This window comes from Gilliamella sp. CG13 (assembly GCF_046635805.1).
In the GTDB taxonomy this organism is placed as follows: domain Bacteria; phylum Pseudomonadota; class Gammaproteobacteria; order Enterobacterales; family Orbaceae; genus Gilliamella; species Gilliamella apicola_I.
In genome coordinates, this window is the sequence record NZ_JBIDFM010000005.1 from 43,792 (window position 1) to 67,205 (window position 23,414).

Consider the following 23,414-nt stretch of genomic DNA (forward strand, 5'->3'; position numbering starts at 1 on the left):
AGTGGCATCCTCAGTTATAATGTAAAAAGTTTATATTAATATATAAGGATAGCTATTTTGACTACCGAACTTAATACCCTTGATATCGAAGAAATTATTAGTTTATTACCACATCGATATCCTTTTTTAATGGTTGATCGTGTGATTAGTTATGAAAAAGGGAAAACGCTAAAAGCAATCAAAAATGTAACGGTCAATGAGCCTTTTTTTCAGGGACATTTTCCTAATAAACCCATTTTCCCCGGTGTTTTAATTTTAGAAGCGATGGCCCAAGCAACGGGTATTTTAGCTTTTAAAAGTATTGAAGAATTATCACCCGGACAATTGTACTATTTTGCATCTATTGATAAAGCTCGTTTTAAACGACCTGTTGTGCCTGGTGATCAGATTGTACTGGATGTGGAATATATTAAAGAGCGTCGTGGAATTGCATTGTTCCATGGTGTAGCAACTGTTGATGGAAAGTTAGTTTGCGAAGCCGAGATGATGTGTGCTCGTAAATAGTATTGATTTGTCTAAATATCCCAAAAACAGTATGAAGGAAATGCTATGGCAACGGAAATACATCCAAGTTCAGTGATAGAAAAAGGCGCCAAAATTGGTAACAATGTTAAAATTGGTCCTTTTTGCTTTATTGGTGAAAATGTTGAAATTGGTGAAGGGACTTTTTTAAAATCACATGTAGTCATCAATGGCCACACTAAAATTGGTAAAGATAACCAGATATTTCAATTTGTATCGATTGGTGAAGTTAACCAAGATTTAAAATATCGAGGCGAACCAACTCGCACTGAAATTGGTGATCGCAATATGATTCGCGAAAGCGCGACTATTCATCGCGGTACTGTTCAAGGTGGCGGAATTACCAAAATTGGCAGTGATAATTTACTAATGATTAATGCGCATGTTGCACATGATTGTCAAATTGGTAATCATTGTATTTTGGCAAATAATGCAACACTTGGCGGACATGTTCAGTTAGATGATCATGTTATCATTGGTGGTATGACTGCGGTACATCAATTTTGTGTCATTGGATCACATGTTATGGTTGGTGGTTGTTCAGGCGTTGCGCAAGATGTCCCACCTTATGTGATAGCACAAGGAAATCATGCCACACCACATGGCGTGAATTACGAAGGTCTAAAACGTCGTGGATTCAGTAAAGAAGCTTTGCAAGCTATCCGCAATAGTTACAAAATTCTTTATCGAAATGGGCTATCGTTAGACGAAGCGAAAGCAGAAATTGAGGCTATTGCAAATCAATATCCTGAAGTCAAATTATTCAATGATTTTTTTGCACGTTCAACACGGGGCATCATTCGTTAATGACTAGTCAACCAATCACAAGCCAGACAGATACGAATAAATCATTAACCATTGCTCTAGTCGCCGGTGAAACATCTGGCGACATTCTGGGCGCTGGATTGATTCGTTCTCTCAAAAAGTATCATCCTAATATTCGATTTGTTGGTATTGCAGGGCCTTTAATGCAAGCTGAAGGGTGTCAAGCTTGGTATGAAATGGATGAGCTTTCTGTTATGGGGATTGTAGAAGTGTTGGGAAAATTACGTCGTATTTTAGCAATACGTCGTGATATTACTAAGCGTTTAATTGAATTAAAACCCGACATTTTTATAGGAATTGATGCGCCTGATTTTAATCTTTCCTTAGAAGGTAAGTTAAAGCGAGCAGGGATTAAAACAATTCATTATGTGAGTCCTTCGGTATGGGCTTGGAAGCAAAAACGTGTTTTCAAAATTAAACGTAATACTAATCTCATATTAGCTTTTTTACCTTTTGAAAAAGCGTTTTATGATAAGTTTAATGTCCCTTGTCGTTTTATTGGTCACAAAATGGCAGATGATGTGCCATTAATGCCTGACCAAGTCGCAATGCGTCAACAATTAGGCATTCCGCTCAATGGTCGGTGTTTAGCAATATTGCCGGGTAGTCGTCATGCGGAAGTCACCTTATTGTCTGCCCCTTTTTTACAAGCAGCTCAGCTTTTACGTGATCGTTACCCTGATTTGCATATAGTCGTACCATTAGTCAATGAAAAAAGACGACAAGAATTTGAGCAGATTAAAACGCAAATAGCACCAGAACTGAAAGTTCAACTATTAGATGGTCATGCCCGTGAAGCAATGATTGCCAGTGATGCTGCGATTTTGGCATCCGGAACAGTAGCACTAGAATGCATGCTAGCCAAATGTCCAATGGTGGTGGGTTACAAAATGAAGCCATTCACTTTTTGGTTAGCCAAAAAATTAGTTAAAACCCCTTATGTTTCATTACCCAATATTTTAGCTGGTAAAGAAATTGTACCCGAGTTATTACAGCAAGACTGTACCCCTGAAAATATCGCTAATCATATTATTCCTTTTTTAGAAGGGGATAATAGTGAACTTAAAAAAACATTTTTATCATTACATCAGCAAATTCGTTGTCACGCTGATGAACAAGCAGCTCAAGCTGTACTTGATGTATTAGAGGATTCACCTTGTTGTTAGAATTTAGTTATCCTGATGCCACCTTAATTGCTGGAGTTGATGAAGTTGGGCGGGGACCGCTTTGTGGTGATGTTGTGACGGCAGCTGTTATTTTAGATCCTAATAAACCAATCAAAGGATTAACGGATTCTAAAAAACTTTCCGAAAAAAAACGAGATCAATTATTTGACGTTATTAAAGAAAATGCACTAGCTTGGTGTATTGCAAGAGCTTCTGTTGAGGAAATTGACAAATTAAATATTTTGCATGCTACCATGTTAGCTATGCAACGAGCGGTGACTGGACTTGCGATCCAACCTGATTTAGTTTTAGTCGACGGTAATCGTTGCCCTGAATTTGGTATTCAAACACAAGCCGTTGTCAAAGGCGATTTACTGGTGGCAGAGATTAGTGCTGCGTCGATTTTAGCAAAAGTGACGCGTGATCGTGAAATGGTAGAATTAGACAAATTGTATCCCCAATATGGACTGGCAAAACATAAAGGATATCCCACTAAGGATCATTTAATGGCAATTGAGCTGCACGGTATCAATCATCTATATCGTAAAAGTTTTGCTCCAGTTAAAAAGTTATTACTTACCTAAGGCGACCAATGTTGGTCTACTGTTATTAATAACGGTGAATTAAACATAGCGACAGGCGAAATAACGGTTTCTTGAAAGGGGATTTTATCGCCATAACGCGCTTTTAATTTTTGCTTTACGAGTGCTGATGAAATGTTGAAATCTTTGATGTTCTGTAATTGACCAATTTCTAATTTAAGTGCTCTATTATAGATTTTCCAAACTAATTCAGAACAATAGATATAATTGTCATTCCAACCAAACCAGATATCATAAGGTTTATTTTCAAAAGTTTTTGCAACTAGCTTTAATTTATTGGTTTCCTTAACAGATAAATTATGATCTTTGAGACGTTTGATTACATAATTTCTATTTTTTCCTCTTTCAATAAAGCTTGTTAAAGGTGTATAAGCGACTTTACTCCCAGCTTCAAATACATAAGGTTTACCATTTTTTATAAAAATGATTCCCATATGGCTATAGGGCGAATTTGTTGCTTGTTCAACGGCTTTACTTTGACTGGATTGAGACGATTGAAAAATAATATCGCCATCTTTTGGCTGATAATTTGCTTCACAGATAAAACAGGAAAATAACAATATAAAAATTAAAATAAATCGCATATTTCTCTATTATTCATATAGTTATATTTTGAATTGAGTTGAAAAGTACTGTCTAAATATCTTATATAAAAAAACAGCTACTGAAGATTATTTATTATCAAGTAGCTGTTGTTTATTTTTCGGTTAATAATTAATCTTGCTGACTAAAAATAGACACAAATTTACTTTTATATTTAGCTTTGCAATCACGAGCAAAACGGATGGTTTTAAAGATACCCAATAAACTAGCTTGATGCATACGATATAGCAATCGATGGATCATTAACGCAAACCAACCTTTCACACTCATTTCTTTATTGCCAATCAACTTAACCACGCCTTGGGCGGTGTCATGTAAAGAAATAATGGTTCCTTTATCGGTATAGACAAATGACTTCATGGCTTGATTGTTAATCAGACTAACGATATTTCGAGCGCAAATTTTTGCCATTTGATTAGCTGCTTGTGCTGTGGGTGGAGAGGCTCGTCCGCTATCTTGCATCGCATAAGCACTATCACCAATAACAAAGATATTATCGTCTCGTGTAGTTTGTAATGTCGGTTTAACGACTAATTGATTTGAACGACTTGATTCTAAACCAGCTATGTCTTTCAGATAATCAGGTGCTTTAACGCCAGCAGTCCAAATCATAATATCGGCTTTAATGGTTTCCCCTTCTTTAGGATAGAATCCATCACTTTCGGCCTTAGTAATCATGGTATTTGTTAAGACATGAATACCGCGTTTTTCAAGGGTTTTAGTAATGCTTAATGCCGTTTTTTCGGGTAATGCTGGTAAGATACGATTGGTTGCTTCAATAACGGATACATCTAAGAAATCAGCACACATTTTGTTTTTTCGACAAACGCCAAACGTTTCAACCATATGAGGTAGTTCAGAGGCTAACTCGACACCTGTTGCGCCACCACCAACAATAGCAATGCGAAGTTTTTCCTCTTTAGTGTCAGCGTCTTTATCGAGCGTTGAACAGAAATTTGTGAATTTTGATAGCAGTATTTCACGTAGGCGAATAGCGGCATTTTGATCATCTAAAAATATACAATGTTCTTTAACACCAGGCGTACCAAAATCATTCGAAGTACTGCCTACTGCTATAACCAAAATATCATACGATAGGGAAATATGATTATCATTTGTATCATTGATCAGAACTTGCTTATTCTCACGATCAATATTGGTAAAAGTACCTTGAGTAAACTCAAAATGATGTTGCTTTGCTTGTTCAGAAAAGAAGATGTTATCAACTTGTTCATACATAGCACCTGTTGCAACTTCATGCAGTAGTGGTTTCCAAATGTGGTAACTATTTTTATCGATCAGCGTTATTTCAGCTTGTTTATTTTTACCTAGCTTATCACCAAGATTAGTTGCCAACTCTAATCCACCTGCACCACCACCAACAATAATTATTTTTTTCATATTTAATACCTTACAATCCTAATTTAAAATATCATACTAAATAAGTAGGTTTTTATCTATATTCTTTTGACTAATATCAATTATAAATAAAATCTATTAATATATTGATTTACAATGATTGAAAATAATTTATTTTATTAAAAATAAAATGTTTAATATTTATTAAATAGAAGACAATTAATGCCTTTATTTGGAATAAAGTGAAGGTGAACTTGTACGAATAAAGCACTTTTCGTATAATGAGTAAATAAGTTTTTACGTATGTTATCCTATTAATATTTATCTAAACATCTTGATATCTTATCCATTTAACATCACACTTTAAAAAAAATTATATGAATAAAAAAATATTTATTAGTATTGCGTTAATCGTTATTTTAATTTCAATGACGATCCTAATACGCTCACACAATAGCCAGTTAATTCTTCAAGGTGAGGTTGATGCGCCGAATGTCAGTGTGGCTTCAAAAGCCAAAGGGCGTGTTCAGCTTATTCACGTTAATCGGGGTGATGATGTAAAGCCTAATGATATTCTAATTACGCTTGATAGTCCTGAATTATTAGCGCAAGTGAAAGCGGCTGAAGCCGCACGAGATCAAGCTAAAGCTCAGGTGGCACTTTCCGAACATGGTACGCGTGAAGAAAGCATACGTTATTACGAAGCATTACTTGAACAAGCAAAAGTCGCTTATGATAATGCATCAAAAGAATATGACCGTAATAAAGCAATATCTGCAAAAGGGTTTGTATCACAGTCAATATTGGATAATGCATTAAAAACACGTGATGCTGCTTTTCAACAGGTACAATCTGCACAGGCTAATTTAGATCAAGCTAAAAATGGTGATCGTATAGAACAGCGTGAAATTTATGCAGCCAAATTAAAAGAAGCAGAAGAGCAACTCAAGCAATTACAAATTCAATATGATGATCTTCAAGTTAAAGCGCCTGTTGGTGGTGAAATTGGTTCAATACCGGCTGAGGTAGGGGAATTATTTAATGCGAATAGTCCGCTATTAACAGTGATTCGATTACCGGATGCCTACTTTGTGTTTAATCTTCGAGAAAATATTATGCCGAACGTTCACAAAGGGGATCGTATTAAGTTAGAAGTGCCGGCACTAGGAAATAAAGAAATCGAAGCAGAAGTTCGTTACATTGCCCCAATGGGAGATTATGCAACCAAGCGTGCAACTCGTGCAACGGGCGATTTTGATTTGAAAACGTTTGAAGTCAGATTATATCCAATTCATCATGTAGAAGGTTTACGTGCGGGTATGAGTACTTTATGGAAATTGGACAATTAATGTTGGACTTTTGGACACGTTTTAAAGATGCATTTAATGATGAAGTGCCGCAAATATTCAAGCGGTTCACTTTTCATTGGTTAATGTGGATCTTACCACTGATTATTTTTGTCTTAATCAGTAGTATCTTTTATCGCGGTGTTTTGTTCGATTTACCCGTTGGCTATATCGATCAGGATAAAAGTGTTTTATCACGTGAAATTGTGCGTAATCTTAATGCGGGTGCGCATGCCAACCTGATTAATTACGATAGCCAACTTTCCGAGGCTGAACGGGATTTACAAGAAGCAAAAATTTATGCCATATTGTATATTCCACCCAATTTTGAAGCGGATGTTTTATCTGGTCGTCAACCTACCCCGATGCTTTATTATAATGCGTTATATTACAGTGCAGGGTTATACTCCATTATGGATTATTCGGGGTTAATTGCGGCGTTAAATACTGAATATCGAACAACGTTAGCGACCAGTGTCGGGTTACCAGTTCCCCCACTTGCCAAAGTGAATTTCAATTATGATGGGCTATTTAATGCTAGCGGTAACTCAATGTACTTCCAACAGTTTTCGGCGGTTGTACATTTATTACAATTATTTGTTGTTACTACAACAATCTATATCCTGTCGCAATTACCTAAGCGAACCCGCCCTAATTATCCCTTTGTGCTTGGAAAATTAGCGCCGTATACCATTTGGTATACCATGTTACTCATTTTCGAAATTGCGATGTTAGTTTTGTTTTCACATGCCAGGGTATCAGGATCCCCGTTTGCGATGATGACGGTGGTGTTTTTTTATGTCATAGCGGCACAAAGTATTGGTATTTTACTGTATACCTTTACGAAAACGGCTATTGATGCATATACCTATATCGGTGTGCTAGTCGGATTGGCATTAACCTATTCAGGTATTGTTGTACCCGAACTTTCAATGCCGTGGATAGCCAGATTTATCTCATCCCTTGAGCCACTAACTTATGCGCTAAATAAGTTATTTGACCTTTTTTTACGGCATTCAAGTTATCTTTCAGTATTAAAAACCTGCGGTATTTTAATGATCTATCCAATAATTATTACCGTGTTAGTCAGAAAACGTTTAGTGAAACGTTTGCATTCACAGTAAGAGGATAAGTAAGATGATTAAAATATTTTGGTCTTCGTTTATAAAAATATTCTTTTACATGTTAATGCGACCGATGTGGTTATTATTACTTTTATCGGTTTCTTTGATGAGTTTAGTTTATATTAATGGCACTATTACAAATTTGCCGGTAGCAATTGTTGATCAAGATCATACGGCGACTAGTCGAAGCCTAATACGTTCTTTAAACACCAGTTCAAAGATTGAAGCCATTACTTATGAAAATTCATTACAAGCGTATGATGATATCAATAATCGTAAACTGTTTGCGGTATTTACTATTCCAAGAAATTTTGAAAAAAAGATCTTAAATGGTGAAGAAGTCACAATACCAGCCTATGGTGATGCTTCAAGTCGTTTAGCTAATGGTTTGATACAGGTGGATATTCGAGGAATCTATCAGCAAATATTAACTCAATATAATACACGGATTATGCGAAATGCTGGATTTGCCGATAAACAGATCGACATCATACTATCGCCAATTAAAGGTCAAACAGAACCGCTATACAATGCTGGCATAAGCTTTGCAGCCATCACTTTTCCTGGCTTATTAGTGATGTTATTGCAGCACTCATTTTTAATCGCTGCAACACGCACTAACATTACGTTAAACTCCTTGCCACAAGGAAAACCGCCAAAAATTGTAATTTTTGGTAGCTTATTTGGTTTATTACCAATCTGGCTTTTTTTATCCATCGTGCTTTTTGGATTATGGCCTTGGGTACTTGGTTATCGTCAGTTAGCTAGCCTTACTGAAATACTAATCATGACATTTCCACTATTACTCGGTGCTTTGGGTTTAAGTAAATTGTTGACTGAGTGTTTGCGCAAAACTGAAATGATATATCTGACATTGGCATTTTTGACGACGCCTGTGTTTTATCTATCCGGTACCATTTGGCCAATTGATGCTATGCCTCATTGGGTTCAATTTGTCTCATATTTATTGCCGTCAACATGGGCGACTAACATGATTGCAGGTGTGAATCAAATGGGACTTGGGCTAGCAGATAATTGGCACAATATATTGATGATACTCTTATTAGGTGCGATATACAGCATAATGGGCATTCTTATTGCTGCATTAAGAGAAGGTCGAATACGTAAATTTTTCAGAAAGAGAAAAGCGAAAATACAATTCAAACGGCAGTTGATTTAATCTTATTGAACTTTTTATTCATCAAACCGCTTCCAATAATTCGTTAATTGTCTTAGTAGTTATGATGACAATTAACGAATGTTAAGTTGCGTAATGCATTATTAAAAAAGATTTTCATTATCAAAGTCGAATTATTCGTTTTTCCTGTTATGATATTTTGCTAATGTTTTAGATAGATATCTTGTGTTGTAGTGAATGAAATATTATCCATGGATTATTAGTCTACGCTTAAAAACGTTACCCCTTTCTTTATGTGCGATATTAGTCGGTAATGCGCTGGCTTATTGGCAACAACAATTTGATTATCGGATCATGTTATTATCTATTAGTACTGCCTCATTGTTACAAATTCTGTCAAATTTAGCTAACGATTACGGTGATGCAGTTAAAGGAAGTGATAAATGTAATATAACCGCTCATACTCGTGGTATTCAATTGGGGTTAATCACATTAAAACAGTTAAAAATAGCGTTAATCATCAATATAATTTGTTGTATTTTATCCGGGCTATGTCTATTACTTGTAGCTTGCAGCAACCGATATGAATTATTCAGTTTTATATTATTAGGCTTGCTATCTATTATTGCTGCTATTACCTATACTATTGGCAACAAGCCTTATGGCTATAGTGGCTTTGGCGATTTATCCGTTTTAATATTTTTTGGGCTAGTTGGTGTAATAGGAAGTTACTACCTGCAAACAAAATCATTATCAAATTTAATTATTCTACCTGCTTTAGGTTGTGGATTGTTGTCAGTGGCCGTACTCAATATTAACAATTTACGTGATATTGATAGCGATCGAAATTGCCATAAGCGTACGTTAGTGGTGTTAATGGGACAAACCAAAGCTCGCTTTTATCATCTATTTCTAATTGTGACTGCATTTATTTTATTGGCACTTTTTGCTAGTCATCAGTTACATACCATTTGGCGGTGGTTATTTTTGATAACGCTACCGCTATTTATTTACCATATTTATGCTGTTTTTCGATTTAAGGTAGCTAAGGATGCTATCCCTTTATTATTACAGATGGTCAAACTTGCATTATTCACTAATTTACTTTATTGTTTGGGAATTATTTTGAACTAGCTCACGTTTATTTAAATTCGGTATCTTGTAACGCTATGTAAGCGTTATACTAGATAAACTAAAATATAAAGGCTAAAGGAGGCTTGGCAATGGAGTTTGATACTTCAATTCTTTGTGATTATTATCCGGAAGATGTTAACGTAGTAGAACCAATTTTCACTAATTTTGGTGGGGTTGCATCATTTTCAGGTCAAGCCGTAACAGTTAAATGTTTTGAAGATAACGGATTATTATACGAAATCTTGCAATCTAATGGTGCAGGTAAAATTCTAGTTATTGATGGCGGAGGATCGGTTCGTCGAGCATTGATTGATGCAGAACTGATTGATATTGCTGTTCAAAATCAGTGGGAAGGCATCATTGTTTATGGCGCGGTTCGACAAGTAGATTATCTGGCAGAAGCAGATATTGGTATTCAAGCGTTAGCGGCGATACCCGTAGGTGCAGAAGATCAAGGTATTGGCGAAGTAGACATTAGAGTCAATTTTGGGGGGGTGACCTTCTTTTCTGGTGATTTTGTTTATGCCGATAACACCGGAATTATTTTGTCGGAAATTGCCTTAGAAATCGACGAAGAATAGCTTATAACTTGTGTTCATCCGCTGATCTTAATCGGCGGATGTTTGATGTTAAAAATAGTATGGCTGTAAAATATAACTAAATTAAACCGTAACGTTACGAATATACCCACCTGTTACCGTCTTAATTAAACCAGCAAGCTCCATATCTAACAATTTAGTTGCCAAATCAGGGATCGATAAATTTAACTGTTGAGCAATAATATCAACCGGAATAGGTTGATGACGAATTAAAGCAAAAATTTCAGGATATAAAATAGTTTCAACGAATTTTACAGATTGCGACGTTAATGGCTTGATAGTTGATAGATAATGAGAATAATGCTCTAAAATATCAGTTGGTTTTGTGACTAAATAGGCTCCTTGCTGAATTAAAGCATGCGTACCACGACTGTTTTCGTTATTAATTTCACCGGGTAAAGCAAATACATCTCGATTTTGTTCTAAGGCATAACGCGCAGTAATCAATGAGCCACTTTTTTCCGAAGCTTCAACCACAAAAGTACCCAGACTTAATCCGCTTATTATCCGGTTTCGTCTTGGAAAATATTCTGTTCTTGCTACTTCAAAAGGAAAAAATTCAGAAACTAAAGCGCCATTTTGTGCCAAAATATCATGGGCAAGTTTTAAGTTTGATCTCGGTGCTATTTTAGCAAGCCCACTTCCTAAAACGGCTATAGTATCGCCCGATACCTCTAATGCGCCTCGATGACAAATTGCATCTAGTCCCAACGCTAAACCGCTAGTTACTGTTAAACCATTTACTGCCAATTCCCCCGCAAAATAGCGTCCCCATTGTGCACCATATTCACTAAATTGACGGCTACCGACCATGGCAATTTGAGGTGTTTGCAGTAACTGTTTATTCCCCATAACAAAAAGTAATAAAGGCGATGCGCTAATTTGTTTGAGTAGTGGTGGATAATCTGGATCACAATAGGTAATAAGCGTTTTAGGCAAACCATCACTATTGAGCCAATCAAGCACAGGTTCAAAATGAAGGTATGACGTAGTCAAAAAGCGTTCTTGTTGCATTTCATTCAATCCAAGCTTTTCGAGAAAAAATGCAACATTATTGATTGTATTTGGCAATCCATTTTTAAAAAACTGACTCATTTTTTTTAAAATGGCACGTTTTTCTTGTCCCAGCATTGAAATTCGTAATAAGAACTCATATTTACTCATCATTGTTTTATCATTTTATAAAAGTGTGGTTTCGTGAATTGGTGAGATATATTTTATCAATAGCTAACAAATGCTATTCACCAGCATCATAAATGTTTACAATGTATTTAAATCTGAAAAACCTGACAATTGAGGAGTAGATCGAAGAAATTATGGCTATTTTACCGGTATTACGTTTTCCTGATGAGCGATTACGCAAAGTTGCAAAACCAGTGACAGCATTTACACCCGAACTACAAACCATTATAGATAATATGATTGAGACCATGTATGAGCATAATGGTATTGGACTTGCCGCCACTCAAGTTAATGTGCATGAACAAATTATTGTCATTGATGTAACAGAAGATCGTAGCAATGTTTATGTAATCATTAACCCAGAAGTGATTAGCCAGGAAGGGGAGACAGGCATAGAAGAGGGTTGTTTATCCATTCCAGATTGTCGAGGATTTGTACCAAGAGCTGAAAAAATTAAGATTAAAGCGCTCGATCGCAATGGAAACCCTTACCAAATTGATGCCGATGAACTTCTTGCGATATGCATTCAACATGAAATGGATCATTTAAAAGGTAAGCTATTTGTTGACTATCTTTCTCCTTTAAAACGTCAACGAATCGAACAAAAAATGAAAAAAATGGCTCGAGAAGAGCTTAAAAGTAGATAAAAATAATGATAATTTATGTGGTAATTTAACTGAAGATACCGATTCAATTTGTTAAACTACCGCATAAATATTTTTTATTTTAACCAACCGTCAAAAGGTTTCTCTCCGAGAGTTTTATTACTTAGAACGATCTTTCATCTATATAAATTACAATATGCAATAACTGTTTTATCGCCCCTTTTAGGATACTTTGCTTAAATTATTTAACCGACTAATGCTATTAGCATTGTTGATATATATTCAAATATCTGTTCAAACACAAACTCGGCAAAAGCGGGTAACATCGACATTAAATATGTGAGCATGATTAACCCTAATAATAAGGTTAGGGGATAACCAATAACAAAAATGGATAGTTGAGGAGTCATTCTATTTAATAGCCCTAACGCCATATTGATAATTAACAACAAAGCCATTAAGGGTAATGCTAACATTATCCCATTAATAAATAGTAATCGGCTGATATCAATCAAAGTAAGAACGCCATTTGCTTTTAACGGTAAAGTTGTTATTGGAATGATATCAAAACTATTGGCTAGTCCATACAATAACCATAAATGACAATCTAAACTAAGAAAAATTAACAAAGCGATGATATTGGTGAAACGTGATAATACCGATGTAGATGGCCCACCAATAGGATCAAAAAAAGTAGCCATGCCAAGCCCCATTTGCATACCAATTAATTCACCAGCTACTCTCATGGTCATAAAGGCAAGTTGCATAGCAAGACCCATTAATACACCGATGATAACTTGCTGCGCAATCATCCAAATACCCATTAATGAATAGAGTGTTACAGGCTCATCGGTCGGGGGTAATGGTAACAAAAGTGCAATGAGTAAAGCTAAACCAATTTTGACGCGGTTAGGTACTTCTTTTTCGCCAGTAATGGGAGCGACCATTATTAGTGCTAAAATACGTACAAACGGTAAAAACGAGTTTTTGACCCAAGAAAAAAAATCAATATCAAATAGATAATTAATATCAAATTCCATTAAATTTAGCTGGTTAGATTTGGAATATTGGTAATAACAATTTTAATATAGTCAGTCATTGTTGATAGCATTGACGGCCCTAAAACAATTAAGACGACAATTACCGCTAAAATTTTAGGAATGAAAGATAAGGTCATTTCGTTAATTTGTGTTGCAGCTTGTAATAAACTAATAATCAAGCCGGTCACCAATGCAGCTAAAAGTAAAGGGCCAGCAAGTGAGGCTGCGACTTTGATAGCTTGAATAGCAAGCGTACTAATCGAATCAGGTGACATAATTTTCCTTAATTTAAGAATCTTGAATTTATGTTTTTCAACTAAAAAAGCTCTGTGCCAGTGAACCTAGTAACAAATGCCAACCATCCGCTAAAACAAACAACATTAATTTGAATGGTAGAGATACGGTTGCAGGTGGTACCATCATCATGCCTAATGCCATTAACGTACTTGCAACAACTAAATCAATGACTAAAAAGGGAATAAAAATCGTAAAACCAATTTGAAAGGCTGTTTTTAATTCACTGACGACAAAGGCAGGTACTAGTACATTCAATGGCACTTGTTCTCGTGTTTCAACTTCGTTAACATGAGACATATTCATAAATAAGGCGAGATCATTTTCCCGTGTTTGGCTTAGCATAAATTCGCGTAATGGCTTTGCAGCTGTTGTTAAGCCTTCTTGCATCGTGATTTGATTTTGTGAATAAGGAATATAAGCATCTTGATAAATTTTATCGATCACCGGTGACATAATAAAAAATGTCATAAATAGTGCAATGCCCAAAATAACTTGGTTGGGTGGGGCTGATTGCGTGCCAAGCGCATTGCGTAATAATCCCAATACAATGATGATTCGAGTAAAACTGGTCATCAAAAGTAAAATAGCAGGTATAAACGTGAGTAACGTTAAAAATACCAATGTTTCAACAGGTAATGACCAACTATGTTCACCATTTTGTATTGTTTCAGTCATAAACGGGAGTGATGAAGGATCGGCAAAACAAAATCGGCTAAAAAACAATAAGCTTAATAATGTCGTTAGCAATATAAAAATTTTTAACCGCACAAGGCATCACTCCTTTTTCGTTTTTAACGCTGATTGCAAGATTTGCTTGAACACATTGTTATCAGCTGATTTAGCAACGGGTGTTGATTGTGATAATAATTTTTCGGCACGTTGTTCATCAATGGTATGTAGCAACGTCATATGATGCGAAGTGATACCGACAACCAATAATTGCTTATCCACCTCAACTAACATGATTCGTTCTTTTGGACTAATGCAATGCGTTGCTTTAACATCAATAAATGCATTACGTTTCTTATTATGACCCAGACGTTTAACTATCCAACCTAACAATAGAATCATAAAAATGACACCAATTAGCGCCGTGCCAATTGATGTGCCCATTTGACTGTAAAGATTTAATTCAGATGATGACGATACAGTATTGCTCGTGATAGTTTGGGTACTTGAGGTTGAGATCTTCGTCATATTTTTTAGGTTTATCGCCATTAACGGCTCAGTCTGCGCACACGCTCGGAAGGAGTAATAATATCGGTAATACGGACACCGTAATTATCACCAACAACGACAATTTCGCCTTGCGCAATTAAATAACCATTGATCAAAATATCTAAAGGTTCGCCAGCAAGTCCGTCGAGCGCAATCACTGATCCTTGAGTAAGATTGAGTAAATCTTTGATTGTCATTTTAGTTCGACCAAGTTCGACACTTAAATGAACAGGAATATCTAAAATAAGATTGATATCTTGTTTTTTATCTTCTGTATGATTAGGTGAAAGTGTTTCAAAAATGGCTTCTTTGGCGATGAGTTCATCATTGAGCGTATCATTCGCTTGGTTTTCGTCATTATTTTGTTTGTTATCAGTCATTGAATTCCCCTTCATTCAATTGTTCTAATACAGGATTAATTACTTGTTCTACTTGAATAGCATATTGTTTATGGGTTTTTCCATAGTGACCTTTTAATATAGGTACACCCCCGACAGTAACATCAAGAAGAGTTGGTTTTTCGATTACTAAAATATTATCTACTTTGAGCGCAAGTAGTTTGTCTACTGTTGTTTGAATTGTCGTAAAGTTAGCAACTAACTCGACGGTAGATTGTTTGATGCCACTGGTTAAAGAACTCATCCAAATGTTATCATCTTGATGCGTTTGTTGCTCAATCGGTGGTTTTATCAGTAACTCTTTAATGGGTTCAACCATTGAATAAGGAATACAGATACTGAACGTGGTTTTAGAGTTACCAATTTCAACTTTAAAGTTTGATGTTAAAACGACATCATCCGGTGAACTTGTGATATTGGTGAATTTGCTCTGTATTTCTGAACGAATGTATTCAGTTTCAATTGAATATATATCTGTCCAGGCATTTTGATAAAACGTTAACGCTAGTTCGAGTACGCGTTTAATAATTTGCTGTTCGGTATGGGTAAATTCCCGTTCTTCTGTATCGAGTTGCGAAGCATGGCCATCCCCACCAAATAAAGTATCAACCACGGTATAAACAATCTCAGGCGAAAACGCAAATAAGCTTGAACCTCGCAATGGATTGAGGTGCACAAGATTTAAATGGTTAGCCGCTGAAATCTGTGAAAACTCTTTAAAAGTTTGAGGTTCAATCGGTGAGGCAATGACATCCGTATTCCGTCTTAATAAGTTAAATAAACCTATTCTAAATTGACGAGCAAAGCGCTCATTCACAATTTCTAACGCAGTTAAACGTTCAGGAATAAAACTATGTTTGACTGACAAATCATAAGGTTTAACTTCAATTTTTTTTGATGATATATGATTGTCAGGATCTTTCTTATTTGTTGTCATTGGTTTGTCTTCAGACGGTGGTAAGCTATCAGAAGACTTATTCATATTGGGCGTAGGCGCTTGCTTATCCGGCATGGTAATCACCGTATGATAAAATCGGTAAACAATACTTCATCCACCTTCACTGAATGTTTAGGATCGTATTGTCTGGATAGAGCGACTTTGATTTGCTCTTGTAAATCAAGTTTACCTGTTTCAAGCTTTAAATTATTGACATATTGTTTAGACGTTAACAGTAATACATCGCTTCTGACTTCTGGTAAATATTCTAAAAGTACTGATTTTTGTTCTTCATCTGCCACGCGTAATACCATACCAACATAAAGAATTTTATTAATTTCAACACTATCTTCTGAGGTGGGTAATGAAATTGTAAACGGTTTTAGTGTTAAAAATACCGGTGATAAAACAGGTGGCTCTTCTTTAGCTTTAATTGTATTTTTAGACTGATTTTGGAACCATAAATAGGCAGTTGTTGCTAATGCTAACATTGTAATGATAATAAGTATTAGGTTTAAAATACTCACTTTTTTCTTGGAAGTTGGCATGTTTATTCTTATCTCAGTTAAAATTTGGAAAAATAATAACCAATTGAATGGTTAAAAATACAAGAATAATAGATCAAGCTGACAGAATTGATTTGAAGAATAGGCGATAAAAATATCACCTATTCAGCCTTTTTATTTGCTCATCATTTAAAAAAATAAATGCAATGCCTTACTCAGCTTTACGCAAATATACTCAACCCCGATTTTGCCAAATGGTAACTAACCTGACTAGGTTGATGAATTTCCTCAATGACATTTGAATGTTCGATTATTGGTGTTTGACGATTCTTTGTTTGTTGATATTGCGCCGACTGATCAGCATCATTCATCATTGAAAAGTCACTAATATCGGCTTGCTCTAGTGTGATACCTTGCTCTTCAAGAGAACTTTTCAAATAGGGTAAGGCAGATTCTAAAACGCTTTTGACTACGGCGTGAGCAGCCATCATATGCAAGTTCATTTTATCCTCTATCATATCCAGTTTTATATGTAATGAACCTAGCTCTTGAGGATTAAGTTTAATATTCGCCGTTTGAATTCCTTGCCGGTTAAACATGATGATCTGCTCAGTAAGTGATGACGGCCATTGTTGATTTGTGACTGCGACAGGCAAGTTTATCGACGTGGTGATTTTTGCAGGCGTCAACATTACCCCTGTTGGATCTTGTCCATGCGACAATGTGGTTATTGCTGTCTCTTGATGGATAGTCATATCGCTTGTGAACTGCTGTATCGAAACATGACGTTGTTGGTTTTGTAATTCTGCTCTAGCATTATTCAACGGAAAACAATTAGTTGCGACGGCTGATAATTGACGATTTGAACTCTTTTTCAAAGTGGCTATTTCAGTGTTATTTAAGTTTGCACTAAAATGATGTGGGTTACTTCCCTTTATTGCCATATTGTTTTGCAATGAAAGTTCATCGATTATTGCTTCACGCTCATCAAGGCTATTAACGGGTAATCGTTGATCGTCATCAGTGATGTCTGATGCGAAAGAATTTAATCTATTGATTGCACTATTAAGATGATATGAAAGATGACTTGCCGGTAATTTGTCACGCATTTCCGATTGAATCATACTGGTATCATAAGGGAAAACAGGGAAGATTAATCCATCAAGACTATTGTTTTGATCATCAAATTCACATCCCTCATAGTCAATTTGATTTAGGTTGTTTGGCTGTTCTGGATGCGATAACGGCTTTTCATTGTCAGCCAATAACTGCTGAAAAAGATTCGCATCATTCACATTAGCTTCCTCATCAAGTTGTTTTGATAGATTCGTTGATATTAATTGCATATCACTATTTAAATTAATATTCATGTAATACTCTCCTTGATAACTGTTGCTGGGCAAATTCATCCGTCATTTTTTGCTGTATTCGATTTTGAAGTTGTAATTGCTTTTTGTGCTGTTTTTCTAATAACGTGGTATAGGTATTCAAACTTTTATTGGATTGATTAAGTTCGTTGGTTATCTGTTGTTGTTTAATCGCTAATGTGAGTAGCAATTTTTTTTGTTGTTCGATACCTTGCTCAATATTGGCTATAAATGCGGTAAAATTAGTTAATTCGCATCCTTTAATACCATTCGATAAAGCGCTATTTAATTGCTGTTGATATTCAGCGTAATAATCATTAAGTACCTTAAGTTGTGATTGTGCTTGTTGATGACTTTCGTTTGCTTTTTTTAATCGAATTAAACTATCATCAATCGATTTTTGTGCTAACTGTTTTAAGGTTAAAAAAGCATGTTGTGTCGAATTTTTATTGTTCATGATACTTCCTTACGATCCCATGGCGTTAGGATCAACAATTGCAACTAGCTGTTGATAGGCTTCTTGATAACTACAATGTTCATTAATCCCTTGCTGTAAAAAGGTTTGCATAGCCGGAAATAGCGTAATTGCTTTATCTAATAAAGGATCAGTACCGGCGACATAAGCACCAACATTGATTAAATCACGATTACGTTGAAAGCTCGAAAACAGTTGTTTGAACAGACGTGATTTTTTCTCATCTTCAGGCGCGGTGAGATCCGTCATAACACGGCTAATGGAGGCTTCTATATCAATAGCTGGATAATGACCCGATTCAGCAAGTGAGCGTGAAAGTACGATGTGCCCGTCTAAAATAGCCCGGGCTGAATCAGCAATCGGATCTTGTTGATCATCTCCTTCGGTTAAAACGGTATAAAATGCGGTAATTGCGCCTTTACCATGATTATCATTACCGGCTCTTTCAACCAGAGCGGGTAATTTAGCAAATACCGAAGGGGGATAACCTTTCGTCGCTGGTGGCTCACCGATAGCTAAGGCAATTTCACGCTGCGCCATTGCATAGCGAGTGAGCGAATCCATAATTAAAAGGACATTTAACCCTTGTTCACGAAAAGATTCCGCAATTTTGGTGGCGTAAGTCGCCCCTTGTAAACGTAATAATGGTGATACATCCGCTGGCGCTGCTACCACGACAGCGCGTGACAGTCCTTCTTCGCCTAAAATATTTTCGATAAAGTCTTTAACTTCTCGTCCCCGTTCGCCGATTAAACCAACGACAATAACATCTGCTTGGGTGTAGCGTGCCATCATACCGAGTAACACACTTTTACCGACGCCCGAACCGGCAAATAACCCCATTCGCTGTCCTTGCCCAACGGTGAGTAGAGCATTGATTGCTCTAACCCCTACATCGAGCACTTGATGAATGGGCGTACGTTGTAATGGATTGAGTGTTTTACTCGATAAGCCTTGATACTCGACATTTTCCGGTAAGGGTTTTCCGTCTAACGGTTTTCCCATTGCGTCAACAACTCGCCCCAATAACGTCATACCAACCGGTAATAATTTGTGACTAAAATGGGCTAAATCGTATTGTGCGGTGTACACTCTTGCGCCCAGTAAAATACCGTCAGTGGATTCGAATGGCATTAGGTAAAGTGTATGTGCATTAAACCCTACCACTTCGCATTCAACGGCATCAATATGACCTTGGCACTGTCTTTCAATATAACAGTTAGAGCCTAATGGTAATTTTAATCCGACTGCTTCAAGGACTAGCCCAGACGCTTTTACTAATCGACCATAATGACGAATCAATGATAAATCTTTAAGCTGGTTTGTTGCTTGAAGGAGTTTGGTTGACCATTGACTTGAGTATCGCACGTTAATGGTTCTCGCCTTGTAAGTGATCAGACATCATTTGCCAATGTTGATTAATATTGCTATTCACTTCGTTGGTATCTGTCAATAATTTACATCCGCCTTCTTCAACATTTGCATCAGCAATAAATTGCCATTGGTGTGGATTAATATCATCATTTAACATCGGTTCTAACCAGCGTAAATCAGCAGGGTTAAGGTGTAATACGATTGGATCAGATAACATAGAACATTGTTCAACTAATTGATTAATCGTGTGCATTAATTGCTTTTGTTTAACTTTAGATAGGCTACCAACCGTTTTTTGTGCTGCAACTAATGCCAAATCAAATAATTGAGGCACAATTAATTCGTCAATCTCTTTAATGGATTGCTCAAAATTGTTGATTAAGTGTGTGATAGCTTGAACAGCTTGCTTTTTTTCATCATCAAGTTGTTGTTCAATCTGTTCACGACCTTGCTGTTGACCAACTAAATATCCTTGGTCATACCCAGATTGTTTGCCATTCTCAAAGCCCTCTTTATGACCTTGTTCGAATCCTTCTTGATAGGCTTGTGATTTTGCTTCTTGCTTTAACAGTTCTAACTCTTCTTCACTGATAGAGGGAGCCGGTACAACATCTATGTGTTCTGGCTCAGGCTCACTTTCTACTTCGTCAACCTGAGTAGCCATAGATTGTTGCGTTAATGGTGAAAAGTCTGATGACGATAAATCCTGAAAACAGAGCGGTTCCCAGCTTAATTTATCTGAACTATTACACATATTCGTCATCACCGCTACTTAAGATAACTTCACCGGTTTCAGCTAAACGACGCGCAATAACCAAGATTTTCTTCTGCTCCGTTTCCACTTGTGATAAGCGCACCGGCGGTCTGTTTTCAAGATCTTCACGTAAAATAGAGGCTGCGCGTTGTGACATGTTGCTAAGTAACTTATCACGTAATGCAATTGATGCACCTTTTAAGGCAATAATGAGCGTCTCGTTATCGACATCTTTAAGTAGACGTTGGATGCTTCTATCATCCACTTCAACCAGATTTTCAAACAAGAACATTTCATCAATAATTTTCTGTGCAAGTTCATTGTCGTAATCGCGTAATGCGTTGATAACCAACTCTTCTTGTTGGCTCTTCATTAAGTTAATGATTTCGGCTGCGGTTCTGATTCCGCCTAAGTTATTAAGTTTAATATTTTGTCCGTGTAATAATGTTGATAATGACGTAGATAATAATCGGAGTGCTGAAGGTTCAACACCACCAAAGGTGGCAATACGTAACATTACATCATTACGTAAATCGTCATCAAATAGATTAAGAATTTCCGCCGCTAAATCTCGGTGTAAATGGACTAAAATAGTGGCAATAATTTGTGGATGTTCTTTTTTAACCAAATCAACAGCTCGAGCAGCATCAACAAAATTAAGCATTTCAAGACCGTCGGTGGCTTCTTCAATATCTTTTCCTAACAGCTCATCGAGTAAACGACCAGCTTTTTCACTACCAATAGATTTTTCTAATACTGAACGTAAGTAGCCATTGGTATCTGTATTAAGTACCGCACACTCTTCTAGTGTTTTTTGGCATTCATTAAGAATACCTTTTAACTGTTCTTGTGAAAGCTGTGGCAAAGACATCATCGCACTACTGATTTGTTGCACCTCTTTAGGATTGAGATATTGCATCACTTGTGCAGCGATTTCTTCACCTAACACCATTAAAACTGTTGCGGCTTTTTGTGATTCATTTAAATTCATTCGTTGCTGTCCTCTTTACTGATCCAGCTGCGAATAATTAACGCCATAACACGTGGATCCTTCTCAACAATTTTACGGATGTACTGCTGTTGTTGCATATTATCTTCAAATATCTTCTGTTGTTGTTTACTGTGCGCTTTGTAATCTAATTTTTCATCAATACTTGTTTGGGTATCTGATGTATTATCTGGTGTACTAAAGTATTGTCGTTGTAACTTCATCCAAACATTACGTAATACTTTGCGCCAAATTATCCACGCAATGAAAATATAGATCAGATATTTAATGCCTGTTTTAGTGTTTTCATAAAATTGGTGAGTTTCCCAAAATGCCAATCCGTCATTTTCATCATCAAGTTGATCACTAAATTTTAAATTAGCTACAGTTAAGGTATCGCCGCGTAAATCGGAATATCCCATTGCTTGACGAGCTAACGCTTCAATATTTTTTAGCTCTTCATTATCCAGTTTGACCCATTGTGGCGTATTGTTGTTGGCTTCATTTGGTTTTTCGTCTGTTTCAGATGTTGCAGACACATTATTCACATCGGAATCTGAATGATTAGCATCTGGATCGACATATTTATAATTGACTAACACGGCAACCGATAAACGTTTGATTCTGCCTTCGGGTATCTTACTGTGAACAACTTGCCGGTTAACTTCGTAATTTAAAGTGTTATTTGACTGTAAATTATAGATTTTTTGTTTATCATCTTGTTCTTTTGATTCAGGTTGTTCATCAATTGATGCACTTGCGGTTGGCGTAGGTTGATTAGATAGTGCACCGGGCACGCCGCCTATGCCCGCATTATTACCCACTTGACGATTTTCGATTCGCTGTTTACTGCGAATAGTTTGGTTAGCGATATCACTATTTGGATCAAAGGTTTCCGATGTCGTTTCTTGTCGACTAAAGTCAATATCAGCATTGACTTGTACCATGACATTTTTTTTACCTAAAATCGGAATAATAATTTTTTCCACACGCTCACGAACGCTATTTTCAATGCGTTCACTAAATTCTAAATGAGCAACATTAAATGTTTTATCACGATAATTTTCACCCGTAAGTAAATTACCATGCTGATCGATAATGGTAACTTTATCGGCTTGTAATTCCGGTACACTACTTGAAATAAGGTGAATAATGGCATCAATTTGACGTTGTGATAGACTACGACCGGGTAATAAGGTTAATGCGACAGAAGCTGAAGGAAATTTTCGTTCTCTGACAAATAATGAGGGTTTAGGCATAGCTAAATGCACTCTGGCATCATCAATACTACTAATGATTGAAATTGTTCGGGATAGTTCACCTTCTAAAGCACGTTGATAATTGATCTGCTCGTTAAATTGGCTCATCCCAAAACTTTCTTTATCAAGCAATTCAAAGCCAACGGCGCCCCCTTTTGGTAATCCAAGTTGAGCAATGCGTAAACGCGTATCGTAAACTTTTTCTTCAGGAATTAAGATGGTTGAACCAGATGATGTGAATTTATAAGGAATATTCATCTTATCCAATTGACTAATGATTTCACCGCCATCTTTGTCGCTTACATTACTAAACAAAACCCCATAATCGTCATTTTTCATCCATAAGTAAGTCATACTTAAGATGGCTAATATTACCACGCCGGCAATAAGTAGCAGCATTTTTGGATTTTGTTTTAATTGATTGATAAAAGGTAACTTATTTAATATTGATTCGCCTTTTTTACCGACAGTTTGGCTAGTCATAAATATCCTAATTCTAAACTAATTAGATGAATTCTAGAGTTTATTATCTGTGTATTTAGAAAAATCAATAGCTAAAAAAGAAAAGGATTTTCCCCTTACTTGTGGCATTTAAA

At 36.2% G+C, this 23,414-nt stretch carries 26 protein-coding genes; 10 read left to right on the forward strand and 16 right to left on the reverse strand.

The genetic code is table 11. From position 1 onward, the window contains the following. Positions 1-57: 57 nt before the first annotated feature. The 4 genes from fabZ to rnhB are packed head-to-tail and all read left to right on the forward strand — an operon-like array spanning position 58 to position 3,097. Positions 58-504 carry a 3-hydroxyacyl-ACP dehydratase FabZ gene (gene fabZ, locus ACGH6R_RS08440; RefSeq protein ID WP_065558097.1) on the forward strand — a complete coding sequence of 149 codons (447 nt, stop codon included), beginning with the start codon at positions 58-60 and terminating at the stop codon, positions 502-504. Between the two features lie 45 nt (positions 505-549). After that, positions 550-1,329 carry an acyl-ACP--UDP-N-acetylglucosamine O-acyltransferase gene (gene lpxA, locus ACGH6R_RS08445; protein WP_411596990.1) on the forward strand — a complete coding sequence of 260 codons (780 nt, stop codon included), beginning with the start codon at positions 550-552 and terminating at the stop codon, positions 1,327-1,329. Continuing rightward, positions 1,329-2,513, forward strand: a complete 1,185-nt coding sequence (lpxB, locus tag ACGH6R_RS08450) for a lipid-A-disaccharide synthase (protein WP_411599417.1) — start codon at positions 1,329-1,331, stop codon at positions 2,511-2,513. Before lpxA ends, lpxB begins: the two co-directional genes overlap by 1 nt. Further along, positions 2,507-3,097, forward strand: a complete 591-nt coding sequence (rnhB, locus tag ACGH6R_RS08455; protein ID WP_411599500.1) for a ribonuclease HII — start codon at positions 2,507-2,509, stop codon at positions 3,095-3,097. Before lpxB ends, rnhB begins: the two co-directional genes overlap by 7 nt. Here rnhB and ACGH6R_RS08460 read toward each other — a convergent pair. Next, complete coding sequence (locus tag ACGH6R_RS08460; RefSeq protein WP_411599418.1) at positions 3,094-3,699, reverse strand: YiiX family permuted papain-like enzyme; 606 nt, start codon at positions 3,697-3,699, stop codon at positions 3,094-3,096. The two genes, rnhB and ACGH6R_RS08460, sit on opposite strands and share 4 nt — an antisense overlap. Before the next feature lie 130 nt (positions 3,700-3,829). Continuing rightward, a complete protein-coding gene (locus ACGH6R_RS08465; RefSeq protein ID WP_411599419.1) occupies positions 3,830-5,119 on the reverse strand; it encodes an NAD(P)/FAD-dependent oxidoreductase in 1,290 nt (429 codons plus the stop codon). Positions 5,120-5,454: 335 nt separating this feature from the next. On the opposite strand from ACGH6R_RS08465, the gene ACGH6R_RS08470 reads away from it, so the two are divergent. From ACGH6R_RS08470 to rraA, 5 genes are all read left to right on the forward strand, one after another. After that, positions 5,455-6,426 (forward strand): HlyD family secretion protein, encoded by a 972-nt coding sequence (locus ACGH6R_RS08470; protein WP_065558101.1) that lies wholly within the window; start codon positions 5,455-5,457, stop codon positions 6,424-6,426. Continuing rightward, positions 6,408-7,547 carry an ABC transporter permease gene (locus ACGH6R_RS08475; protein ID WP_065558102.1) on the forward strand — a complete coding sequence of 380 codons (1,140 nt, stop codon included), beginning with the start codon at positions 6,408-6,410 and terminating at the stop codon, positions 7,545-7,547. Before ACGH6R_RS08470 ends, ACGH6R_RS08475 begins: the two co-directional genes overlap by 19 nt. A 16-nt stretch (positions 7,548-7,563) precedes the next feature. Then, a complete protein-coding gene (locus tag ACGH6R_RS08480; RefSeq protein ID WP_411599502.1) occupies positions 7,564-8,727 on the forward strand; it encodes an ABC transporter permease in 1,164 nt (387 codons plus the stop codon). Between the two features lie 195 nt (positions 8,728-8,922). Next, positions 8,923-9,819 (forward strand): 1,4-dihydroxy-2-naphthoate polyprenyltransferase, encoded by an 897-nt coding sequence (locus tag ACGH6R_RS08485; RefSeq protein WP_411599421.1) that lies wholly within the window; start codon positions 8,923-8,925, stop codon positions 9,817-9,819. Between the two features lie 89 nt (positions 9,820-9,908). Then, entirely contained in the window at positions 9,909-10,400 is a 492-nt protein-coding gene (gene rraA, locus ACGH6R_RS08490; RefSeq protein ID WP_065558104.1) for a ribonuclease E activity regulator RraA, read from the forward strand. Between the two features lie 81 nt (positions 10,401-10,481). Here rraA and dprA read toward each other — a convergent pair whose 3' ends face one another. Beyond that, a complete protein-coding gene (dprA, locus tag ACGH6R_RS08495) occupies positions 10,482-11,585 on the reverse strand; it encodes a DNA-processing protein DprA (RefSeq protein ID WP_411599423.1) in 1,104 nt (367 codons plus the stop codon). 149 nt (positions 11,586-11,734) lie between these two features. Between dprA and def the strand changes: the two genes are divergently transcribed. After that, positions 11,735-12,247: a peptide deformylase gene (gene def / locus ACGH6R_RS08500; protein WP_267349971.1), complete on the forward strand. Its 513-nt coding sequence runs from the start codon at positions 11,735-11,737 to the stop codon at positions 12,245-12,247. Between the two features lie 203 nt (positions 12,248-12,450). Here def and fliR read toward each other — a convergent pair whose 3' ends face one another. The 13 genes from fliR to fliF all read right to left on the reverse strand — a co-directional run bounded on the left by fliR (position 12,451) and on the right by fliF (position 23,301). Next, positions 12,451-13,245: a flagellar biosynthetic protein FliR gene (gene fliR / locus ACGH6R_RS08505; protein ID WP_267349970.1), complete on the reverse strand. Its 795-nt coding sequence runs from the start codon at positions 13,243-13,245 to the stop codon at positions 12,451-12,453. 5 nt (positions 13,246-13,250) lie between these two features. Continuing rightward, on the reverse strand, positions 13,251-13,520 hold the full coding sequence (gene fliQ, locus ACGH6R_RS08510; RefSeq protein WP_267349969.1) for a flagellar biosynthesis protein FliQ: 270 nt from the start codon (positions 13,518-13,520) through the stop codon (positions 13,251-13,253). Positions 13,521-13,557: 37 nt separating this feature from the next. Next, positions 13,558-14,310: a flagellar type III secretion system pore protein FliP gene (fliP, locus tag ACGH6R_RS08515; protein ID WP_324101200.1), complete on the reverse strand. Its 753-nt coding sequence runs from the start codon at positions 14,308-14,310 to the stop codon at positions 13,558-13,560. Positions 14,311-14,316: 6 nt separating this feature from the next. Beyond that, positions 14,317-14,739 carry a flagellar biosynthetic protein FliO gene (gene fliO, locus ACGH6R_RS08520; protein WP_411599426.1) on the reverse strand — a complete coding sequence of 141 codons (423 nt, stop codon included), beginning with the start codon at positions 14,737-14,739 and terminating at the stop codon, positions 14,317-14,319. Between the two features lie 20 nt (positions 14,740-14,759). Continuing rightward, complete coding sequence (fliN, locus tag ACGH6R_RS08525) at positions 14,760-15,140, reverse strand: flagellar motor switch protein FliN (protein ID WP_267360979.1); 381 nt, start codon at positions 15,138-15,140, stop codon at positions 14,760-14,762. Next, positions 15,133-16,170 carry a flagellar motor switch protein FliM gene (gene fliM / locus ACGH6R_RS08530; RefSeq protein WP_267349963.1) on the reverse strand — a complete coding sequence of 346 codons (1,038 nt, stop codon included), beginning with the start codon at positions 16,168-16,170 and terminating at the stop codon, positions 15,133-15,135. Before fliM ends, fliN begins: the two co-directional genes overlap by 8 nt. Before the next feature lie 5 nt (positions 16,171-16,175). Then, the gene (locus tag ACGH6R_RS08535) at positions 16,176-16,643 is read right to left on the reverse strand and encodes a flagellar basal body-associated FliL family protein (RefSeq protein ID WP_411599428.1); all 468 of its coding nucleotides are present in this window, start codon (positions 16,641-16,643) and stop codon (positions 16,176-16,178) included. A 179-nt stretch (positions 16,644-16,822) separates the two neighbouring features. Then, positions 16,823-17,971, reverse strand: a complete 1,149-nt coding sequence (locus ACGH6R_RS08540; RefSeq protein ID WP_411599430.1) for a flagellar hook-length control protein FliK — start codon at positions 17,969-17,971, stop codon at positions 16,823-16,825. Next, positions 17,961-18,425, reverse strand: coding sequence for a flagellar export protein FliJ (fliJ, locus tag ACGH6R_RS08545; protein WP_267349957.1), 465 nt, complete (start codon positions 18,423-18,425; stop codon positions 17,961-17,963). The genes ACGH6R_RS08540 and fliJ overlap by 11 nt, the downstream gene beginning before the upstream one ends. A 9-nt stretch (positions 18,426-18,434) precedes the next feature. Beyond that, positions 18,435-19,817 (reverse strand): flagellar protein export ATPase FliI, encoded by a 1,383-nt coding sequence (fliI, locus tag ACGH6R_RS08550; RefSeq protein WP_411597055.1) that lies wholly within the window; start codon positions 19,815-19,817, stop codon positions 18,435-18,437. Then, positions 19,813-20,580, reverse strand: a complete 768-nt coding sequence (locus ACGH6R_RS08555; RefSeq protein WP_267378486.1) for a flagellar assembly protein FliH — start codon at positions 20,578-20,580, stop codon at positions 19,813-19,815. Before ACGH6R_RS08555 ends, fliI begins: the two co-directional genes overlap by 5 nt. Then, the gene (gene fliG / locus ACGH6R_RS08560) at positions 20,564-21,562 is read right to left on the reverse strand and encodes a flagellar motor switch protein FliG (RefSeq protein ID WP_220216119.1); all 999 of its coding nucleotides are present in this window, start codon (positions 21,560-21,562) and stop codon (positions 20,564-20,566) included. The genes ACGH6R_RS08555 and fliG overlap by 17 nt, the downstream gene beginning before the upstream one ends. Continuing rightward, on the reverse strand, positions 21,559-23,301 hold the full coding sequence (fliF, locus tag ACGH6R_RS08565; RefSeq protein WP_411599431.1) for a flagellar basal-body MS-ring/collar protein FliF: 1,743 nt from the start codon (positions 23,299-23,301) through the stop codon (positions 21,559-21,561). Before fliF ends, fliG begins: the two co-directional genes overlap by 4 nt. Positions 23,302-23,414: the final 113 nt, after the last annotated feature.